General features: G+C 75.6%; 17 protein-coding genes. 9 read left to right on the forward strand and 8 right to left on the reverse strand.

The annotated features are described in order from the left end of the window. Nucleotides 1-241 precede the first annotated feature (241 nt). From hpf to secA, 3 genes are all read left to right on the forward strand, one after another. Nucleotides 242-895 (forward strand): ribosome hibernation-promoting factor, HPF/YfiA family, encoded by a 654-nt coding sequence (hpf, locus tag BXA05_RS15575; protein ID WP_076405955.1) that lies wholly within the window; start codon nt 242-244, stop codon nt 893-895. A 282-nt stretch (nt 896-1,177) separates the two neighbouring features. Then, the gene (locus BXA05_RS15580) at nt 1,178-2,422 is read left to right on the forward strand and encodes a winged helix-turn-helix domain-containing protein (protein WP_076406100.1); all 1,245 of its coding nucleotides are present in this window, start codon (nt 1,178-1,180) and stop codon (nt 2,420-2,422) included. 291 nt (nt 2,423-2,713) lie between these two features. Then, nucleotides 2,714-5,764, forward strand: a complete 3,051-nt coding sequence (gene secA / locus BXA05_RS15585; protein ID WP_076405957.1) for a preprotein translocase subunit SecA — start codon at nt 2,714-2,716, stop codon at nt 5,762-5,764. A 173-nt stretch (nt 5,765-5,937) separates the two neighbouring features. Here secA and BXA05_RS15590 read toward each other — a convergent pair whose 3' ends face one another. Together BXA05_RS15590 and BXA05_RS15595 are read right to left on the reverse strand one after the other, a co-directional pair. After that, nucleotides 5,938-6,528 (reverse strand): Rv3235 family protein, encoded by a 591-nt coding sequence (locus BXA05_RS15590; RefSeq protein ID WP_076405958.1) that lies wholly within the window; start codon nt 6,526-6,528, stop codon nt 5,938-5,940. Nucleotides 6,529-6,556: 28 nt separating this feature from the next. Continuing rightward, complete coding sequence (locus tag BXA05_RS15595; RefSeq protein WP_076405960.1) at nt 6,557-7,705, reverse strand: LysM peptidoglycan-binding domain-containing protein; 1,149 nt, start codon at nt 7,703-7,705, stop codon at nt 6,557-6,559. Nucleotides 7,706-7,872: 167 nt separating this feature from the next. On the opposite strand from BXA05_RS15595, the gene BXA05_RS15600 reads away from it, so the two are divergent. Further along, nucleotides 7,873-8,412: a hypothetical protein gene (locus tag BXA05_RS15600; protein WP_043659709.1), complete on the forward strand. Its 540-nt coding sequence runs from the start codon at nt 7,873-7,875 to the stop codon at nt 8,410-8,412. Between the two features lie 92 nt (nt 8,413-8,504). Here BXA05_RS15600 and BXA05_RS15605 read toward each other — a convergent pair whose 3' ends face one another. Then, complete coding sequence (locus tag BXA05_RS15605; protein ID WP_061269161.1) at nt 8,505-8,720, reverse strand: helix-turn-helix domain-containing protein; 216 nt, start codon at nt 8,718-8,720, stop codon at nt 8,505-8,507. A 125-nt stretch (nt 8,721-8,845) separates the two neighbouring features. Here BXA05_RS15605 and BXA05_RS15610 point away from each other — a divergent pair, with 125 nt between their 5' ends. The 3 genes from BXA05_RS15610 to BXA05_RS15620 are packed head-to-tail and all read left to right on the forward strand — an operon-like array spanning nt 8,846 to nt 11,455. Then, entirely contained in the window at nt 8,846-9,547 is a 702-nt protein-coding gene (locus BXA05_RS15610) for a CpaB family protein (RefSeq protein ID WP_076405962.1), read from the forward strand. After that, on the forward strand, nt 9,544-10,920 hold the full coding sequence (locus tag BXA05_RS15615; protein ID WP_076405963.1) for a CpaE/TadZ family protein: 1,377 nt from the start codon (nt 9,544-9,546) through the stop codon (nt 10,918-10,920). The genes BXA05_RS15610 and BXA05_RS15615 overlap by 4 nt, the downstream gene beginning before the upstream one ends. A gap of 4 nt (nt 10,921-10,924) precedes the next feature. Further along, a complete protein-coding gene (locus BXA05_RS15620; protein WP_043655874.1) occupies nt 10,925-11,455 on the forward strand; it encodes a DUF6912 family protein in 531 nt (176 codons plus the stop codon). Nucleotides 11,456-11,513: 58 nt separating this feature from the next. Here BXA05_RS15620 and hisN read toward each other — a convergent pair whose 3' ends face one another. From hisN to BXA05_RS15640, 4 genes are all read right to left on the reverse strand, one after another. Continuing rightward, nucleotides 11,514-12,308: a histidinol-phosphatase gene (hisN, locus tag BXA05_RS15625; protein WP_076405965.1), complete on the reverse strand. Its 795-nt coding sequence runs from the start codon at nt 12,306-12,308 to the stop codon at nt 11,514-11,516. A gap of 58 nt (nt 12,309-12,366) precedes the next feature. Next, nucleotides 12,367-13,434, reverse strand: coding sequence for a ribosome small subunit-dependent GTPase A (rsgA, locus tag BXA05_RS15630; RefSeq protein ID WP_034655119.1), 1,068 nt, complete (start codon nt 13,432-13,434; stop codon nt 12,367-12,369). Next, nucleotides 13,434-14,783 carry a 3-phosphoshikimate 1-carboxyvinyltransferase gene (aroA, locus tag BXA05_RS15635; RefSeq protein WP_076405967.1) on the reverse strand — a complete coding sequence of 450 codons (1,350 nt, stop codon included), beginning with the start codon at nt 14,781-14,783 and terminating at the stop codon, nt 13,434-13,436. Before aroA ends, rsgA begins: the two co-directional genes overlap by 1 nt. An 82-nt stretch (nt 14,784-14,865) precedes the next feature. Continuing rightward, a complete protein-coding gene (locus tag BXA05_RS15640) occupies nt 14,866-15,492 on the reverse strand; it encodes a DoxX family membrane protein (protein WP_009862310.1) in 627 nt (208 codons plus the stop codon). A 304-nt stretch (nt 15,493-15,796) separates the two neighbouring features. On the opposite strand from BXA05_RS15640, the gene BXA05_RS15645 reads away from it, so the two are divergent. Further along, nucleotides 15,797-16,528 (forward strand): sigma-70 family RNA polymerase sigma factor, encoded by a 732-nt coding sequence (locus BXA05_RS15645; protein WP_076405969.1) that lies wholly within the window; start codon nt 15,797-15,799, stop codon nt 16,526-16,528. Next, nucleotides 16,525-16,860, forward strand: a complete 336-nt coding sequence (gene rsrA / locus BXA05_RS15650) for a mycothiol system anti-sigma-R factor (protein ID WP_244550489.1) — start codon at nt 16,525-16,527, stop codon at nt 16,858-16,860. Before BXA05_RS15645 ends, rsrA begins: the two co-directional genes overlap by 4 nt. 109 nt (nt 16,861-16,969) lie before the next feature. On the opposite strand, the gene BXA05_RS20795 is transcribed toward rsrA, so the two are convergent. Beyond that, complete coding sequence (locus BXA05_RS20795) at nt 16,970-17,044, reverse strand: 50S ribosomal protein bL37 (protein WP_099052597.1); 75 nt, start codon at nt 17,042-17,044, stop codon at nt 16,970-16,972. Nucleotides 17,045-17,163 lie beyond the last annotated feature (119 nt).

Raw genomic sequence — 17,163 nt, forward strand, 5'->3', positions numbered from 1 at the left:
TCGTTCACCTCCCGTTGGTGCTGCCGACACCCCGGACCGGGGGTTAGGCTGAGGGCCAGTCGCCGCGGACGACGGACGTGCAGGACACGTGCGCCGCCGCGCGAGCGTACCGAGCGCGCGGCCCTGCGCCGCAAGGAGGTGGTAGCCCACCGCACCCGGCAGCGGGTGCTCCTACCGAATCCGAACGAGGCGCCCGGACGCACCGGGCCGGGCGTCGCACTAGATCCTCGCGGAGGCTCACATGGAGATCGTCGTCGTCGGCAGGCACACGGAAGTGGCAGACCGCTTCCGCCGGCACGTGGAGGACAAGCTCGCCAAGGTCCAGCAGCTCGCGCCCACGGCGCAGCGCGTGGACGTCGAGGTCACCCACGAGAACAACCCGAGGCTCTCGGGGGTCCGCGAACGCGTCGAGCTCACCGTGCGGGCCAAGGGACCCGTCGTCCGCGCCGAGGCCGCGGCCGACGACCGGTTCGGCGCCCTCGACCTCGCGATGGACAAGCTCGCGGAACGGCTGCGCCGCGCCCGCGACCGTCGCAAGGACCACCGCAACCACACCGTCGTGCCGCCCGTCGACGTGCGTCCCTACGACCCGGCCACGCACGAGGCACCCCCGCCGCCGGCGCCGACCGCGCCGACCACGCCCGGGGAGGCCGTCGAGACGACGCTCGGCGACTCGCCCGTCGTCATCCGGCAGAAGCTGCACACGGCGGAGCCCATGACGGTGGACGACGCGCTGTACGAGATGGAGATGGTCGGCCACGACTTCTTCCTCTTCGTCGACATCGAGACGTCGCGCCCGTCCGTCGCCTACCGCCGCCGCGGCTGGACGTACGGCGTCGTCGCGCTCGACACGTCCTGCGACTGCGCCGACGCCACGGTCGAGAAGAGCGCCTGACCGCACCCGACGCGCCCGGACCCTCGAGGGTCCGGGCGCGTCGTGCTGTCCGGACCCGTCGCCCGCTGACCGACCCCGCCGCCCGCCGTCCGCCGTCCGCCGTCCGCCGCCGACCAGGCGATCCCGGTCGGCCGAGCAGGTGGTCGTGGTGGGTCCGGCGGCCGGGACGCGCCAGGACCGCCTGCTCGGCGGGGGCGGGTGGGTGGGCGGGCGACGGGTCGGCGTGTGGGTGGGGGCGGGCAGGATCGGAGGGTGGTCGCCACGCCGTCGAGGTCCGAGTCGATGTCCCTGTCCCAGGCGCGCCGTGTCGCGCTCGCCGCGCAAGGGCTGCACCGGGAGCGCCCGGACGTCGCCGCGCGTGCCGGGTCCGGCGGCCGCGCCCCGACGATGCGGCAGGTCCAGGGGGTCATCGACCGCCTGGGGCTCCTCCAGATCGACTCGGTCAACGTGCTCGCGCGGGCGCACCTCATGCCGCTGTACGCGCGGCTCGGCCCGTACGACACGGCGCTGCTCGACCGCGCGGCGGGCCGTGCGCCGCGTCGGCTCGTGGAGACGTGGGCGCACGTCGCGTCCTACGTGCCGCCCAGCACGTGGCCGCTGCTCGAGTGGCGCCGCCGCCGGTACCGCACGGAGGCGTGGGGCACGATCAGCGCGGTCGAGATGAGCCACTCCGAGGCGGTCCAGGACGTGCGGCGGCTCGTCACGGAGCGCGGCCCGATCACCGCGAGCGAGGTGCACGAGATCCTCGAGGCCGAGGGGCGCGCGCACCCGCGCGACCGCTCGCAGTGGGGCTGGAACTGGACGGTCGCGAAGCGCGCGCTCGAGTTCCTCTTCTTCACGGGCGAGATCACGTCCGCGCGGCGCAACGGCGCGTTCGAGCGCTGCTACGACCTCACGGAGCGCGTGCTCCCGCCGGAGGTCGTGGCGGCGCCGCCGGTCGCGGACGCCGACGCCCTCCGGGCGCTGCTCGAGATCGGCGCCCGCGCGCACGGCGTCGGGACGCTGCGCTGCTTCCGCGACTACTTCCGGCTCAAGGGGCCCGCGGTGCGGACGGCGCTCGACGAGCTCGTCGAGGCGGGCACCCTGCGCCCGGTGACCGTGCGGGGATGGGACGAGCCGACCTACCTGCACGCGGACGCGGCACTCCCGCGGCGCGCGACGGGGACGACGCTGCTCAACCCGTTCGACCCGCTCGTGTTCGAGCGGACGCGCCTCGAGCGGCTGTTCGACGTGCACTACCGGATCGAGATCTACGTGCCCGCGGCGAAGCGGGTGCACGGCTACTACGTCCTGCCCTTCCTCGAGGGCGAGGCGCTCACCGCGCGCGTCGACCTCAAGGCCGACCGTCGGGCCGGGGTGCTGCGCGTGCAGTCGGCGCACCGCGAGCAGGCGGCCGGGCCGCAGACGGCGGCGCGCCTCGCCGCCGAGCTGCACGTGCTGGGCCGGTGGCTGGGGGTGCCGGAGGTCGACGTCGCCCCGGTGGGGGACCTGGCGCCCGCGCTCGCCGCCGAGGTCGCGGCGCACTGACGTCGTCGCTGCCGTCGTCGCTGGCGGCGCCGCCGCCGCGATCGTCCCGACGGCCGCGTCGGCGGTGGACGAGGCGCCCGGCCCGGGTGGCCCTCGCCGTAGGCTGGCGGACGACGTCGCGGTGGAGAGGTTCGTCGTCGGCGAAACCCGGACGGGACCGGCGCGGCCCCGACTCCCCTACGATGTTGTGTGACGTTGCCGACGTCCGCTGCCGTGCGCGCCCGCGCGGCAGAGCGTCGGCTCTGCTCCCGGACCACCCGGCCCGGGCACCGATCGATACGGGAGTCCTGCGTGCCTTCGATCCTCGACAAGGTCCTTCGCATCGGCGAGGGCCGGATCCTCAAGAAGCTGTCCGGCATCGCCGACCAGGTGAACAAGCTCGAGCCCGGCTTCGAGGATCTCACCGACGAGGAGCTGCGGGAGGAGACCGACCGCTTCAAGGCGCGCCTCGAGGCGGGCGAGACCCTCGACGACCTGCTCCCCGAGGCGTTCGCCGCGGTGCGCGAGGCGTCGCGGCGCACGCTCGGCCAGCGGCACTTCGACGTCCAGCTCATGGGCGGCGCGGCGCTGCACCTCGGCAACATCGCCGAGATGAAGACCGGTGAGGGCAAGACCCTCGTCGCGACGACGGCCGCGTACCTCAACGCGCTCGAGGGCAAGGGCGTCCACGTCGTCACGGTGAACGACTACCTGGCGAAGTACCAGTCCGAGCTCATGGGCCGCGTGTACCGCTTCCTGGGCCTGTCGACCGGCGTCATCCTGTCCGGCCAGACGCCGGCGCAGCGGCGCGAGCAGTACGCCGCCGACATCACGTACGGGACGAACAACGAGTTCGGCTTCGACTACCTGCGCGACAACATGGCGTGGTCCACGGACGACCTCGTGCAGCGCGGCCACAACTTCGCGATCGTCGACGAGGTCGACTCGATCCTCATCGACGAGGCGCGCACGCCGCTCATCATCTCGGGCCCGGCCTCGGGCGACACGAACCGCTGGTTCGGTGAGTTCGCCAAGGTCGTGCGCCGTCTGAACCCCGGGACGGACTACGAGGTCGACGAGAAGAAGCGCACGGTCGGCGTGCTCGAGCCCGGCATCGAGAAGGTCGAGGACTACCTCGGCATCGACAACCTGTACGAGTCGCTCAACACGCCGCTCATCGGGTTCCTCAACAACGCCATCAAGGCGAAGGAGCTCTTCAAGCGCGACAAGGACTACGTCGTGCTCAACGGCGAGGTCATGATCGTCGACGAGCACACGGGCCGCATCCTGCCCGGCCGCCGGTACAACGAGGGCATGCACCAGGCCATCGAGGCCAAGGAGGGCGTGCAGATCAAGGCGGAGAACCAGACGCTCGCCACGATCACGCTCCAGAACTACTTCCGCCTGTACTCCAAGCTCGCGGGCATGACCGGTACCGCCGACACCGAGGCGGCCGAGTTCCAGGGCACCTACAAGCTCGGCGTCGTGCCGATCCCGACGAACCGCCCGATGCAGCGCGTCGACCAGCCCGACCTCGTCTACAAGAACGAGGAGGGCAAGTTCGACGCCGTCGTCGCGGACATCGTCGAGCGCCACGCGCAGGGCCAGCCGGTGCTCGTCGGCACGACGAGCGTCGAGAAGTCGGAGCTCCTGTCGTCCAAGCTGAAGAAGCAGGGCGTCCCGCACGAGGTCCTCAACGCGAAGCAGCACGAGCGCGAGGCGGCGATCGTCGCGCTCGCGGGCCGCAAGGGTGCCGTGACGGTCGCGACGAACATGGCCGGCCGCGGTACGGACATCATGCTCGGCGGCAACGCGGAGTTCATGGCGGTCGCGGACCTCGCGGCGCGCGGCCTGGACGCGGCGGAGAACCCGGAGGAGTACGAGGCCGCCTGGCCCGACGCGCTGGAGAAGGCGAAGGCCGCGGTCGCCGCGGAGCACGACGAGGTCCGCGAGCTCGGCGGTCTCTACGTCCTCGGCACGGAGCGGCACGAGTCGCGCCGCATCGACAACCAGCTCCGTGGTCGTTCCGGCCGTCAGGGCGACCCGGGCGAGTCCCGGTTCTACCTGTCCATGCAGGACGACCTCATGCGCCTGTTCAACTCGACGCTCGCCGAGTCGATGATGAACCGCGCCGGGTTCCCCGACGACGTGCCGCTCGAGTCGAAGATGGTGACGCGCGGCATCGCGAGCGCGCAGGGCCAGGTCGAGTCGCGCAACTTCGAGATCCGCAAGAACGTCCTCAAGTACGACGACGTCCTGTCGCGCCAGCGCACCGTCATCTACGACGAGCGCCGCCGCGTGCTCGAGGGCGAGGACCTGCAGGAGCAGGTGCAGCACTTCCTCACCGACGTGGTCACCGCGTACGTCGAGGGCGCCACGGCCGAGGGCAACCCGGAGAGCTGGGACCTCGAGGGGCTGTGGACCGCGCTCAAGGCGGTGTTCCCCATCTCCATCACGGTGGACGAGGTCGTGGAGCAGGCCGGCGGCGAGACGCGACTCACGAGCGAGATGCTGCTCGAGGAGATCCTCTCGGACGCCCGCATCGCCTACCAGAACCGCGAGGAGCAGCTCGGCGCGGCGAACATGCGCCAGCTCGAGCGTCGCGTGACGCTCTCGGTCCTCGACCGCAAGTGGCGCGAGCACCTCTACGAGATGGACTACCTCAAGGAGGGCATCGGGCTGCGCGCGATGGCGCAGCGCGACCCGCTGGTCGAGTACCAGCGCGAGGGCTTCCAGCTCTTCCAGGCGATGACCGAGGCCATCAAGGAGGAGACGGTCGGGTACCTCTTCAACCTCGAAGTCAAGGTCGCGGAGCCGGGCGCGGCCACGGGCCAGGCGCCGGCGATCTCCGTCGCGGGTGCGGCGCAGGCCGCGCAGTCGGCCGCGGGCCAGGCGCTCGGCGGCGCGGCGGGTGCCGCGTCGGCCGGTGCGGCGGCCGGTCTCGCGGCGGCGGCGCAGCGCGACGCGGCGCCGACGCAGGACTCGCCCGTCGCGGACGAGCCGGTCGAGGACGCCTCCGTGGAGGACGCGCCCGTCGAGGACGCGCCGGTCGCGCCGGAGCCGGTGGCGGCACGTGCCGCGGCCGAGGGCCCGGGCGGCGACCGCCCCGGCACGCTCATCGCGAAGGGCCTCGACGGCCCCGACCGCCAGGTCCCGCTGTCGTACACCGCCCCGAGCGAGGACGGCACGGGCCAGGCCGTGGTGTCGGGCGACGCGGGCCGACGCTCGCGCCGCGCGCTGCACGGCGAGGCGACGGCGGTCGAGAGCGACGGCCGGACCTTCCCGGGCACGCCCCGCAACGCGCAGTGCCCGTGCGGCTCCGGCAAGAAGTACAAGGTCTGCCACGGCCAGAACGAGGCCTGACCGGGTGCCCGTCCGCCGGGCACCCTGACGACGACGGCGAGGCGTCCACCTGCGGGTGGGCGCCTCGCCGTCGTGGTGCCCAGCCAGGAAGGCCGCCGGGGATGTCGGGTCCGGGAAGGGCGTCGTCGTGCCCGGACCAGGAAGGGCGTCGTCGTGCCCGGTCCGGGAAGGGCTCAGCCGATCTCGAGCGCGACCACGCGCCAGGCTCCGCGGCGCGCCTCCAGCCGCGCCGCGGCGGCGCGGACCCGGTCCCCGTCCTGGACGACGACCGTCCCCTCGGCGACGCCGTCGCCGATGCGCAGGACGCGCGCGCGGCGGACGGCGACCGGGCGGGCCGGGGTCTCGCCCGGCCCGTCGGCCACGAGCCGAGCGCGCCGGGCGAGCGCCTCGTAGATCTCCGGCGACACCCACCGCGCGAGCTGTCCCACCGTGCGCTCGCCCCGCACGACCTCGACCGCAGCCCGGACCACGGCGCAGCACAGCGCGGTCGGGTCCGGCGGGGGCACAGGCGTCGTCGGGCGCCCGAGGGGACGACCCCGGACGACGTGCTGCGGCACGCGGGCCGCCGTCGGGTCGGTCACGTCGACCGTGGCGACGGTCGGGTCGCCGAGGCAGCGGAGCAGCCGCGCCGGCGGGGCGGACGGGACGCTCGTCGAGCGGAGCGGGCGGACCGTGGCCCCGCTCGTGGGAGGGGCCGTCGGTGCGGCCGCAGGTGTCACGGTGGTGACCGGGGCGTGCGCGCCGGCCAGCAGGGGAGCGGTCATGGTGGGGCTCCTTCGAGGTCGGCGGTGGTCAGGCGGACGGTGCGACGAGGACCTGGCCCGGCCGGACGAGGTCGGGGTCCGCGCCCACGACGTGGGCGTTCGCCGCGTGCCAGCGCTCCACCGCCTCCGCGACCTGCGCGTCGGTGGACCCTGCGGGCAGGTGCCGGGCGGCGATCGACCACAGCGAGTCGCCGCGCACGACGACCACCTCCGGCGCGGTCTCCGGGCCGGGCACATCGCGCGTCACGGCCAGCGCCGCGTCGCGCTGGCGGGCGGCGTCCGACGAGGTCCCCTCCGCGGCGACCGTCGGTCCCGCGGCGCCGGAGGCCTCTGCCCCCTGGCCGACGACGCCCGCCCCGGCGGCGTGCTTCCCTCCAGAGCCCGCGGCGTCTCCCGCACCAGCACTCTCGGTGCTGGTCGACGGCGGCGCGTCGGTCGCTGCGGAGGTGGCACCGTGCGAGCGGTGGGGGTCCTGCGACGTGCCGGCGTCCCCCGGCACCCCGGAGGGCGGCACCGAAGGCGCCGGCACGGACGATGTCGGCACCGAAGACGGCGGCACCGAGGTGACCGGCGCGGGTTGGCCCGGCGCGGCGTCCGCCCGGATGCTCGACGGACCGTCGGAACCCGCCATGGAGCCGTCCGCCGTGGCGGACGAGGCGCCGGGGGTCGTCCGGGACGTCGAAGCGGCGCTCTCCGGTGCGCCGTTCCCCGACACCGTGCCCTCGTCCGCTGCGACGGCACCGCTGGGTCGCCACCCGAGATCGACGGCGACGACGCCCGGGTCGTCCGCCGGGGCGGCCGCGTGCGCCGCCCCGCCGGCGACGAGCAGACCCGCGCCGACGGTGGCGCCGACGGCGGCGCGCGCCGCGTGCCGGACGACGGCCGGCGCCGCACGGCGCAGGAGTCGTTCTCCCGTCGTCCAGGACCGCCCGGCGGCACCGGCAGCCACGCAGGCCAGCGCGACGAGCGCGCTGAGCGCGACCCAGAGGGCGGCCAGCGCGCCCACCGACACCGCGGCGAGCTCCACCCAGGGCTCGACGCGGTGCGTCGGGAGCGCGGCGACGAGGTGCAGCGCCCGGAGCGACAGGACGGTCGTCGCGCCGCCCAGGGCGAGGACGAGCGCAAGGAGGGCGAGCAGACCCCCGGCTCGTCGGGATGCAGCAGTACCCCGGTCCATCGTTGCCCCCTGCCTGCCGTCGCGCACTCGACGGCTTTTGATGTCGTTTGGTGTCGTTTGATGACGACACATCGATCTAAGCGCGCAGGATCGACGCCTGTCCAGGCCCGTCCCGTGATGTGGACGACGGAGGGTCGGGTGCGGTGGTACCCCGCTACGGTGTGCCGATGCGATGGGACGCCCTGTTCGACGACCTCGCGGCGCAGCTCGCCGCGGCGGAGTCGCAGGACCGCGTCGCCGCGGTCGCCGACCTGACCCGGGCGGAGCACGCGACGGTGCTCCTCACCGAGCGGCTGCGCGCCGCGCCGGGGCCCGTGACGCTCGAGCTCCGCGACGCGTCGGCGGTGACCGGCGAGGTGCGGGAGGTCGCGCAGGAGTGGGCGCTGGTCGTCGACGGCCGCCGGCAGCACCTCGTCCCGCTGGACGCCGTGGTCGCGGTGCGAGGTCTCGGGCGGCACGCCGACCCGCCGCGCTCGTCCCGGTCGGCGACGCTCGGCCTCGGGCACGTGCTGCGGGCGCTCCAGCGGGACCGGAGACCGGTCCAGGTGCGGACGACCGCCGGGTCCTGGTCCGGGTGGGTCGCCCGGGTGGGGAAGGACCATCTCGACCTCGAGCCGTCGCCCGGCAGCGCACACGGCGCGCGGGTGGTCCCCTGGTCGGCCCTCGTGTGCGTCAGCGAGGCGGAGACGGGGTACGTACCGAGGTGAGCGCGCGGCAGGGGGAGCCGAGGGAGCGGAGACGTCGTCGTGCTACGGCGTGGGGACGCGGTACAGGACCGCGGAGGTGCGACGGCGTGCCGTCAGCCGTCGAAGTCGCCCGCCTCGATGCGCTGGCGCGTCTGCGCGTACATGCGCTGGATGTACGCCTCGAGCTCGCTCACCTCGACCCGCCACTGGCCGCGACCGCCCACCTGGATCGCGGGCAGCTCTCCCGACCGGACGAGCGCGTACGCCTGGGCCGCCGAGATGTTGAGCTCGTCCGTGACGTCGGCGAGGGTGAGGAACCGCTGGGGCATGGCGTCAGTCTGGCACGCCCACACCCCACCGCGGTGCTCGTCCACAGGCCCTGCCACGCGCCCCGCCGACCGGGGATCATGAAGCCGCGGCACGGGCGACGTGCCGACCACCGAGGGGGAGATGGATGACGACGACCGTGGAACGACCCGTCCCGGGGGCCGCGACGCCCCCGCCCGCCGCGCGGCTGCGGCGGCCGGGCTGGAAGGACCCGCGGCTGCTCGTGGGGGTCGTCGTGGTGGCGCTGTCCGTCGCGCTGGGGTCCTGGGCCGTGAGCAGCGCGAGCCGGACCGTCGCGGTGTACGCGGCCGGGACGCCGCTGACGCCCGGCACCACCGTCGGTGCGGCCGAGCTGCGTACGGTCGAGGTGCGGCTCGGCGCGCAGACCGACCGCTACCTGCTCGTCGAGGACGGGCTCCCGGACGAGGCGGTCGTCCTGCGGACGGTGGCCGCGGGCGAGCTCGTCCCGGCGACGGCGCTCGGTGCCGCCACCGACCTCGCGGTGCGGGCGGTCGCGGTGCCCGTGACGTCGGGCCTCTCGGAGCGGATCGTGGCCGGCGCCGACGTCGACCTCTGGCACGTCCCGGAGGCCGCCGCCGCACCGTCCCCGGACGTCGCGCAGGACGTCCCGGACGGGCCGGGTGCCGTGCCGGAGATGCTCGTCGGCGGCGTCACGGTCGCCCAGGTCGACGAGGGCGAGGGCACGCTCGTGGTCGGCGGGCCGACGACGGTGCACCTGCTCGTCGAGGTCGACGACCTCCCCGCCGTGCTCGCCGCCGTCGCGGGGGAGGGGACCCTCGCGCTGGTCCCGGTCGGCGGTGCGGGGTGAGCGGCGCGACCACGGTCACGACGGTCCTGTGCGCGGTCCGCGGGGCGCGCGAGGCGGAGGTCGTCACGACGCTCGACGCGTCGGGGCTGCGGGTGACGCGGCGCTGCGCGGACGTCGTCGAGCTGCTCGCCGCGGCGGCCGCGGGGGCCGGGCGGGTCGCCGTCGTCTCGCACGACCTCCCGGCGCTGGACCGGCAGGCCGTGGCCGACCTGCACGCGCACGACGTCCGGGTCGTCGCGCTCGCCCCCGGGGGCACGTGGGAGGAGGACCGGCTGCGGGCCCACGGGGTGGACACCGTGGTGGACGTGGACCGGTCGCCGGGCACCCTGTGCGACGCCGTCCGGGCGGTCGTGCCGGCGCGCACCGCGCACGCGGGCCCGCCCGGAGCGCCCGCCCGCGTCCCGGCGCCCGTGCCGGCCGACGACGAGGGCGACCGGCGCGACGGCCGGACCGTCGCCGTCTGGGGCCCGACCGGGGCGCCGGGCCGCACGACCGTCGCGACGAACCTCGCGGCCGAGCTCGCGGGCCCGGCACCCGCGGGACGGCCGCGGCGGCGCCGCGCCGCACGCCGGGCGCAAGAGGTCGACGCGGCTGCCACGGCCACCGTCGGGCCTCCGGCCGAGGTGCTGCTCGTCGACGCGGACACGTACGGCGGGACGGTCGCGCAGCGCCTCGGGCTGCTCGACGAGTCCCCGGGGCTCGCCGCCGCGGCCCGCAGCGCCGGTCAGGGCGTGCTCGACGCCGCGGGCCTCCGCGCGCTGGCCCCGGTGCTCGTGCCCCGTGTCCGCGTCCTCACGGGCCTCGCCCGCGCGGCGCGCTGGCCCGAGCTGCCGGGCCCGTCGCTCGACGCGGTGTGGCAGGTGGCGCGGTCGGTCGCGGACTGGACCGTCGTCGACTGCGGCTTCGGCATCGAGCAGGACGAGCTGCTCAGCTACGACACCCGCGCCCCGCAGCGCCACGACGCGACGCTCAGCGCGCTGGGCGCCGCGGACGTCGTCGTGGTCGTGGGCGGCGGAGACCCGGTCGGGCTGCAGCGCCTCGTCCGCGCGCTCGACGAGCTGCGAGACTCCGGGGCGGCGGTCGCCGCGGTCCGGGTCGTCGTCGCGAACCGGGTGCGGGCGAGCGTCGTCGGGCCACGGCCCGAGCGCGCGGTGCGCGACGCGATGGCGCGGTACGCCGGCGTCGAGGACCTGCACGTCGTGCCGGAGGACACCGCCGTCGACGTGGCCCTCCGGGAGGGAAGGACGCTCGGCGAGACCGCCCCGGCGAGCCCTGCCCGGCGCGCGCTGGCCCGGCTCGCGGAGGCAGTGCGGGAGGCCGCCCCGTCCGGGCGTGGTGCGGCGCCCGGTCCGGTGCTCGAGGCGGCACACTGAACCCATGCGCATCTATCTCCCCGCGACGCTCGACGAGCTCGACGCCGTCACCGTGACCGCCGACGCCGCCCGGTGGACCGTCGCCCCGCGCGGCGCCCACGCCGTGACCGCCGCGCTGACGCGTGCGCTGCCCGACGAGGACGAGGAGGGCCTCGAGTACGCGGCCGCGCTCGAGGCGGCGGACGACTCGCTCGCGCTCGTCGCGTCGCGCCCGGACGCGCCGCGGCAGCGGCTCGTCGTCACGCTCGAGGTGCCCGACGGCGCGGTCCAGGTCGTGGGGGCCGAGGACTCCGACGACGAGGACGCGCCCGCCCCGAGCGCCGTCGAGGTGCTGCGCACGGTGCCCGACGTCGCGATCGTGTGCGTGCACGTCGACGAGCCGGAGGCGGTCGCGGACGTCGAGGCCGTGCTCGCCGCGGCGGACGACGACGGTCCCGACGCGGACGCGGCGCTCGACGCGGCCATCGAGCGCGTGGGCGAGCGCGACCTGCTCTGGTACGACTGGTCCGAGCTCAAGGACGTGCCGCGCGGCTGAGGCCGGGGCGAACCCGGGGCGGACCGAATCTGGGAGGCCGCCGGGGTGACGAGCCCCGTCAGGCTAGGCGGCCCAGCACCTCGTCGTGCAGCAGGCCGTTCGTCGCGACGGCGTTGCCGCCCCACGGGCCGTCGGCGCCGTCGAGCGACGTGAACCGCCCGCCCGCCTCGGTGACGATCGGCACGAGCGCGGCCATGTCGTAGAGCTCGAGCTCGGGCTCCGCGGCCGCGTCGACCGCGCCCTCGGCGACGAGCATGTACGACCAGAAGTCGCCGTAGCCGCGCGTGCGCCACGCGCCGCGCATGAGGTCGAGGAACGGCTCGAGCTTCCCGCGCTCCTCCCAGCCGTCGAGCGACGCGTAGGCGAGCGACGCGTCGGACCACGACGAGACGCCCGAGACGCGCAGGCGCGACGCGGCGGCGAGCGACTTGCCCGTCCACGCGCCGGTGCCCTTCGAGGCCCACCAGCGCCGGCCGAGCGCGGGCGCGGACACCAGCCCGACGACGACCTCGTCGCCGTCGGCGAGCGCGATGAGCGTGGCCCACACGGGGACGCCGCGCACGAAGTTCTTCGTCCCGTCGATCGGGTCGACGATCCAGCGGCGGGCGCCGTGGCCCGTCTCGCCGTACTCCTCGCCCACGATCGCGTCGCGGCCGCGGGCCCGGCCGAGCTGGCCGCGGATGATCTCCTCGGCGGTCCGGTCGGCGTCGCTCACGGGCGTCGAGTCGGGCTTGGACTCGACGTGCAGGTCGAGCGCCTTGAAGCGCGACAGGGTGTGGGCGTCGACCTGGTCGGCGATCACGTGGGCGAGGCGCAGGTCGTCGTCGTAGCCGCGCGTCGAGGGGGGCGTCATGGCTCACACCGTAGCGGTGCGCGCACGGGCCGGGGGAGGCGCCGCGCGGGGTGCGGGCTCAGGCGGCGCCGGTGCGCGAGGCGAGCACGCGCCGGAACGACTCGAGCCGCGCCGCGCGGGCGTCGCGGGTGGCGTCGTCGGGGGAGTCCGCCACCCAGTCGTCGAGCGCGCAGTCCGGGGCGTCGTCGAGGTGGGTGCACCCGCGCGGGCACGCGGCGGCGACGGCGTCGAGGTCCTCGAACGCGCGCAGCAGGTGGTCAACCTGCACGTGCGCGAGCCCGAACGACCGCACGCCCGGGGTGTCGATGACCCACCCGCCGCCCGGCAGGCGCAGCGCGACCGCCGACGTCGACGTGTGCCGGCCGCGCCCCGTGACGTCGTTGACGTGCCCCGTCGCGCGCCGGGCGTCGGGCACGAGCGCGTTGACGAGCGTCGACTTCCCCACACCCGAGTGCCCGACGAACACCGACGTGCGCCCGGCCAGCGCCTCGCGGACCGCGTCGAGCGGCTCGATGGCCCAGCCGTCCGGCGCGAGGCCGTCGGGCGCGCGCCGCGTGACGACGACGGAGACGCCGAGCGGCTCGTACAGCGCGCGCAGCGGCGCCGGGTCGGCGAGGTCCGCCTTGGTGAGGCACAGCAGGACGTCCATGCCGGCGTCGTACGCGGCGACGACGCACCGGTCGATCATGCGCGTGCGCGGCTCGGGCTCGGCGAGGGCGGTGACGACGACGAGCTGGTCCGCGTTCGCGACGATGACGCGCTCGTACGGGTCGGTGTCGTCGGCGGTGCGGCGCAGCACCGACGACCGCTCCTGGATGCGGACGATGCGCGCGAGCGAGCCGTCGTCCCCGGTGACGTCGCCGACGAGGTCGACGCGGTCCCCGCACACGATCCGCGTGCGCCCGAGCTCGCGCGCCTTCATGGCGAGGACGGTGCGCTCGTCCTCGGCGCCGACGACCGTCCCGTCGTCGGTCCCGCCCACGAGCAGCGTGTACCGGCCCCGGTCCACGCCCGTGACGAACCCGGTCACCGCGTCCGCGTGCTCGGGGCGCTGCTTGGTGCGCGGGCGGCTGCCGCGCTTGCCGGGGCGCGAGCGGAAGTCGGACTCGTCCGGGACGCGGGCCATCAGCGGGCCGCCGCCCCCGAGCCGCCGAGCATCCGCTCCCACATGCCCGCGAAGCCGGGGAGCGTCTTGGCCGTCGTCGCGACGTTCTCGACGCCGACGCCCGGCACGCGCAGCCCGATCACGGCGGCCGAGGTCGCCATGCGGTGGTCGTGGTAGGTGCGGAAGACGGCGCCGTGCAGGGGGCGCGGCGTGATGACGAGCCCGTCGCGCGTCTCCTCGGCCTGCCCGCCGAGGCGCGTGATCTCGGCCGCGAGCGCGGCCAGGCGGTCGGTCTCGTGCCCGCGCAGGTGCGCGATGCCGCGCAGGCGGCTGGGCCCGTCGGCGAGGGCCGCGAGCGCGGCGATCGTGGGGGCGAGCTCGCCGGCGGCGTGGAGGTCCACGTCGACGCCGCGCACCTCGCCCGTGCCCGTCACGGTGAGCACGTCGCCGTCCAGGGACGACGTGGCGCCCATGGCCTCGAGCAGCTCGGGGACCATCGCGCCGGGCTGCGTGGTCGCCGTCGGCCAGCCCGTGACGCGCACGGTGCCCCCGGCGACGAGCGCGGCCGCGAGGAACGGCGCGGCGTTCGACAGGTCGGGCTCGACCTGCACGTCACGCGCCGCGATCGCCCCCGGCTCGACGCGCCAGATCGCCGGGCGCGAGTCGTCGACGACGACCCCGACCTCCCGCAGGACCTCCACCGTCATCTCGATGTGGGGCATGCTCGGCAGCGTGTGCCCGACGTGCCGGACCGTGAGGCCCTGGTCGTAGCGCGCCGCCGCGAGGAGCAGCCCGGAGACGAACTGGCTCGACGCCGACGCGTCGATGTCGACGGACCCGCCGCGGACCCGGCCGCGCCCGCCCACGGTGAACGGGAGCGTCGTGGGCAGGCTGCCGCCGTCGTCGCCCGCGACCGGGACGTCCAGCGCGCTGAGCGCCGCCACCACCGGGCCCATGGGCCGCACCCGCGCACCCTCGTCGCCGTCGAACCGCACCGCGTCGTCCGCCAGCGCCGCGACCGGCGGGAGGAAGCGCATGACCGTCCCGGCGAGCCCGCAGTCGACGTCGACCGGTCCGCGCAGGGTGCCGGGTGTCACGTGCAGCTCGGTCGGCGACGCGCCCTCCTCGATCCCCACGCCCAGCGCGCGCAGCGCCGCGATCATGAGGTCGGCGTCGCGGCTGCGCAGCGCGCCGCGCAGCGTCCCGGGGCCGTCGGCGAGCGCCGCGAGCACGAGCAGCCGGTTCGTCAGCGACTTCGACCCCGGGACCTCGACCGTCGCGTCGAGCGGCCCGCCCGCCGTGGGCGCGACCCAGGCGTCGGCCGGGGCGGGGGACGGTGCGTCGGTGGGCGCGGGGGGCTGCGTCGTCATGGCGTCCAGGCTAGTGGAGCGTCGCCGCCCGACGGCGGCCGGTCCCGCCCCGCGGACGGGCGCGGCCGCGCGGTGCGACGCGTCAGGCGACCTTGGCGCGGACGGCGGCCCCGGCGTCGTGCACGGCGCCCGCGGTGCTGCTCGCGGCGTGCTGCGCGGCGTCCTGGGCGGCCTTCGCGGCGCGGCGAGCCGAGCGTGACACGTCCTTCGCGGTGCTCTTCGCCCCCGCGACGACGGCCTCCTGCTTCGCCTGCTTGGCGAGCGCGAGGTCGTGCCGCGCCCGCTCGAGACGCCACTGGACGCCCGGGCGGCCCTCGTAGTCGGCGCCCGCGATGAGCGCGGCCCCGATCGCCCCGACGTTCGCGACGAACTTCCGCGTCCGCTCGGTGCGCGTGGCCTCGCCGCCCGTGAACGGCTGGTTGACGACGGCGAGCGGGACCGTGAGCGCGGCGAGCGCGAGCGCGGCGGTCCGGGGCGCCTTGCCGACGGCGAGGCACAGGCCAGCGACCGCCGTCGCCGCGCCGTGGGCGCGGACGAGCGTCGTCACCTGCCGCTCGCTGAGCGGGGCCTCGATGCCGACGCGCTTCTCGACGAGCTCGACGCCCGCGCGCGCGGCCCGCACGTGCTCCGCCGGCTTGAGCGCGGCCTGGACCCCGTCGTAGACGAACCACGAGGCCAGCATGGGCCTCGCGAGGTGACGCAGCAGCATCGGTTCTCTCCTCATCGCTGGTGACTCGCCGGTGCCCTGGGCGGGCGTCCTCCGGTGGGTCCCAGCCTGCCGCGCCCCCCGGGACGGCGCCACCCGCGGCGGTGCCCGGGCCGGGAATGCCTGGGGGCGCTCGCGGGTTGCACCCCTCGTGACCGCCCTGCTCCAGACTCCCGCACCCGCCGCCCGGGTCGCGTCGACGACCCCGGCGCCGGACGCCGCGTTCGCCGCCGCGTGGTCGGTGCCGAGCCGTGCGCGGGACGCCTCATCGAACACCCAGACGAACGGGGGACTAGGCTCGTTGTTGATGACAGAGCGAATCTCCGGCAGCGACGTCTCCGGCAGCCCTGCGACGACGTCGGGAACGACGCCGGACGACGGTGCGCCCGCCGGTACGACGCCGCCCGCCGACGCGACGGACGCCGAGGACACGAACCGCGCCCCGGAGGCCGAGAGCGACGCCGCGCGCGCCGCCCGGTTCGAGCGGGACGCCCTGCAGTACCTCGACCAGCTGTACTCCGCCGCGCTGCGGATGACGCGCAACCCCTCGGACGCCGAGGACCTGGTGCAGGAGACGTTCGCGAAGGCGTTCGCGGCGTTCCACCAGTACCGCCCGGGCACGAACCTCAAGGCGTGGCTGTACCGGATCCTCACGAACACGTTCATCAACACGTACCGCAAGAAGCAGCGCGAGCCGCAGCAGGCGCAGACGGACGACGTCGAGGACTGGCAGATCGCGCGCGCGGCGTCGCACACGTCGCAGGGCCTGCGCTCGGCCGAGGCGGAGGCGCTCGACCGCCTGCCGGACTCGGACGTCAAGCGCGCGCTCCAGGAGCTCCCCGAGGACCGGCGCATGGTCGTGTACTACGCCGACGTCGAGGGCTTCCCGTACAAGGAGATCGCGGAGATCATGGGGACACCGATCGGCACGGTCATGTCCCGCCTGCACCGAGGCAGGCGCCAGCTGCGCGAGCTGCTGGCCGACTACGCCGCGAGGCGAGGACTGGTGGGCGCGAAGAGCCCCGGAGGTGAGTCGTGAGCACGTCAGAGACCCGTGAGCCCGGACGGGGTTCGGTCGAGGAGCCGGTGACCCCGATCCCGCACTCGACCGCGGGCGAGTCCGAGTGCGAGCACGCGCTCACGCACCTGTACGAGTACCTGGACTCCGAGATGACGCCCGACGACGAGCTGCGCATGCGCCAGCACGTCGCGCACTGCTCGCCGTGCCTGGCCGAGCTGAGCGTCGAGGAGCTCGTCAAGCAGCTCGTGCGCCGCTCGTGCCACGAGAAGGCGCCGGCGGGGCTGCGGGAGCGCATCCACACGCAGCTCACCGTGATGGTCTCGACGACGACGGTCGTCGAGACCCGCTGACCCGGGCCCCGGGGCCAGCCCGAGGGCCCGCGCGCACGAGAGAGGGCCCGGACCGACGACGTCGGTCCGGGCCCTCTTCCGTGCTCCCGCTCGCGGGGGCTGCGCCGTCTCAGGCGTTGGGGCGCTTGCCGTGGTTCGCGGCGTTGCCCTTGCGGCTGCGACGCTTGCGTCCGCGCTTGCTCATGGTGTTCTCCTGACGGTCGGGGAGTGCTGCCGGTCTCGGCGGTTCTCGACGGGTGTCGACGTGGAACGACCGGTCTCGGCGTGTCCAGTCCGTCTCCCATGGTCCCACACGCGACCCCT

The sequence above is a fragment of the Cellulosimicrobium funkei genome, assembly GCF_900155925.1.
In the GTDB taxonomy this organism is placed as follows: Bacteria; Actinomycetota; Actinomycetes; order Actinomycetales; family Cellulomonadaceae; genus Cellulosimicrobium; species Cellulosimicrobium funkei.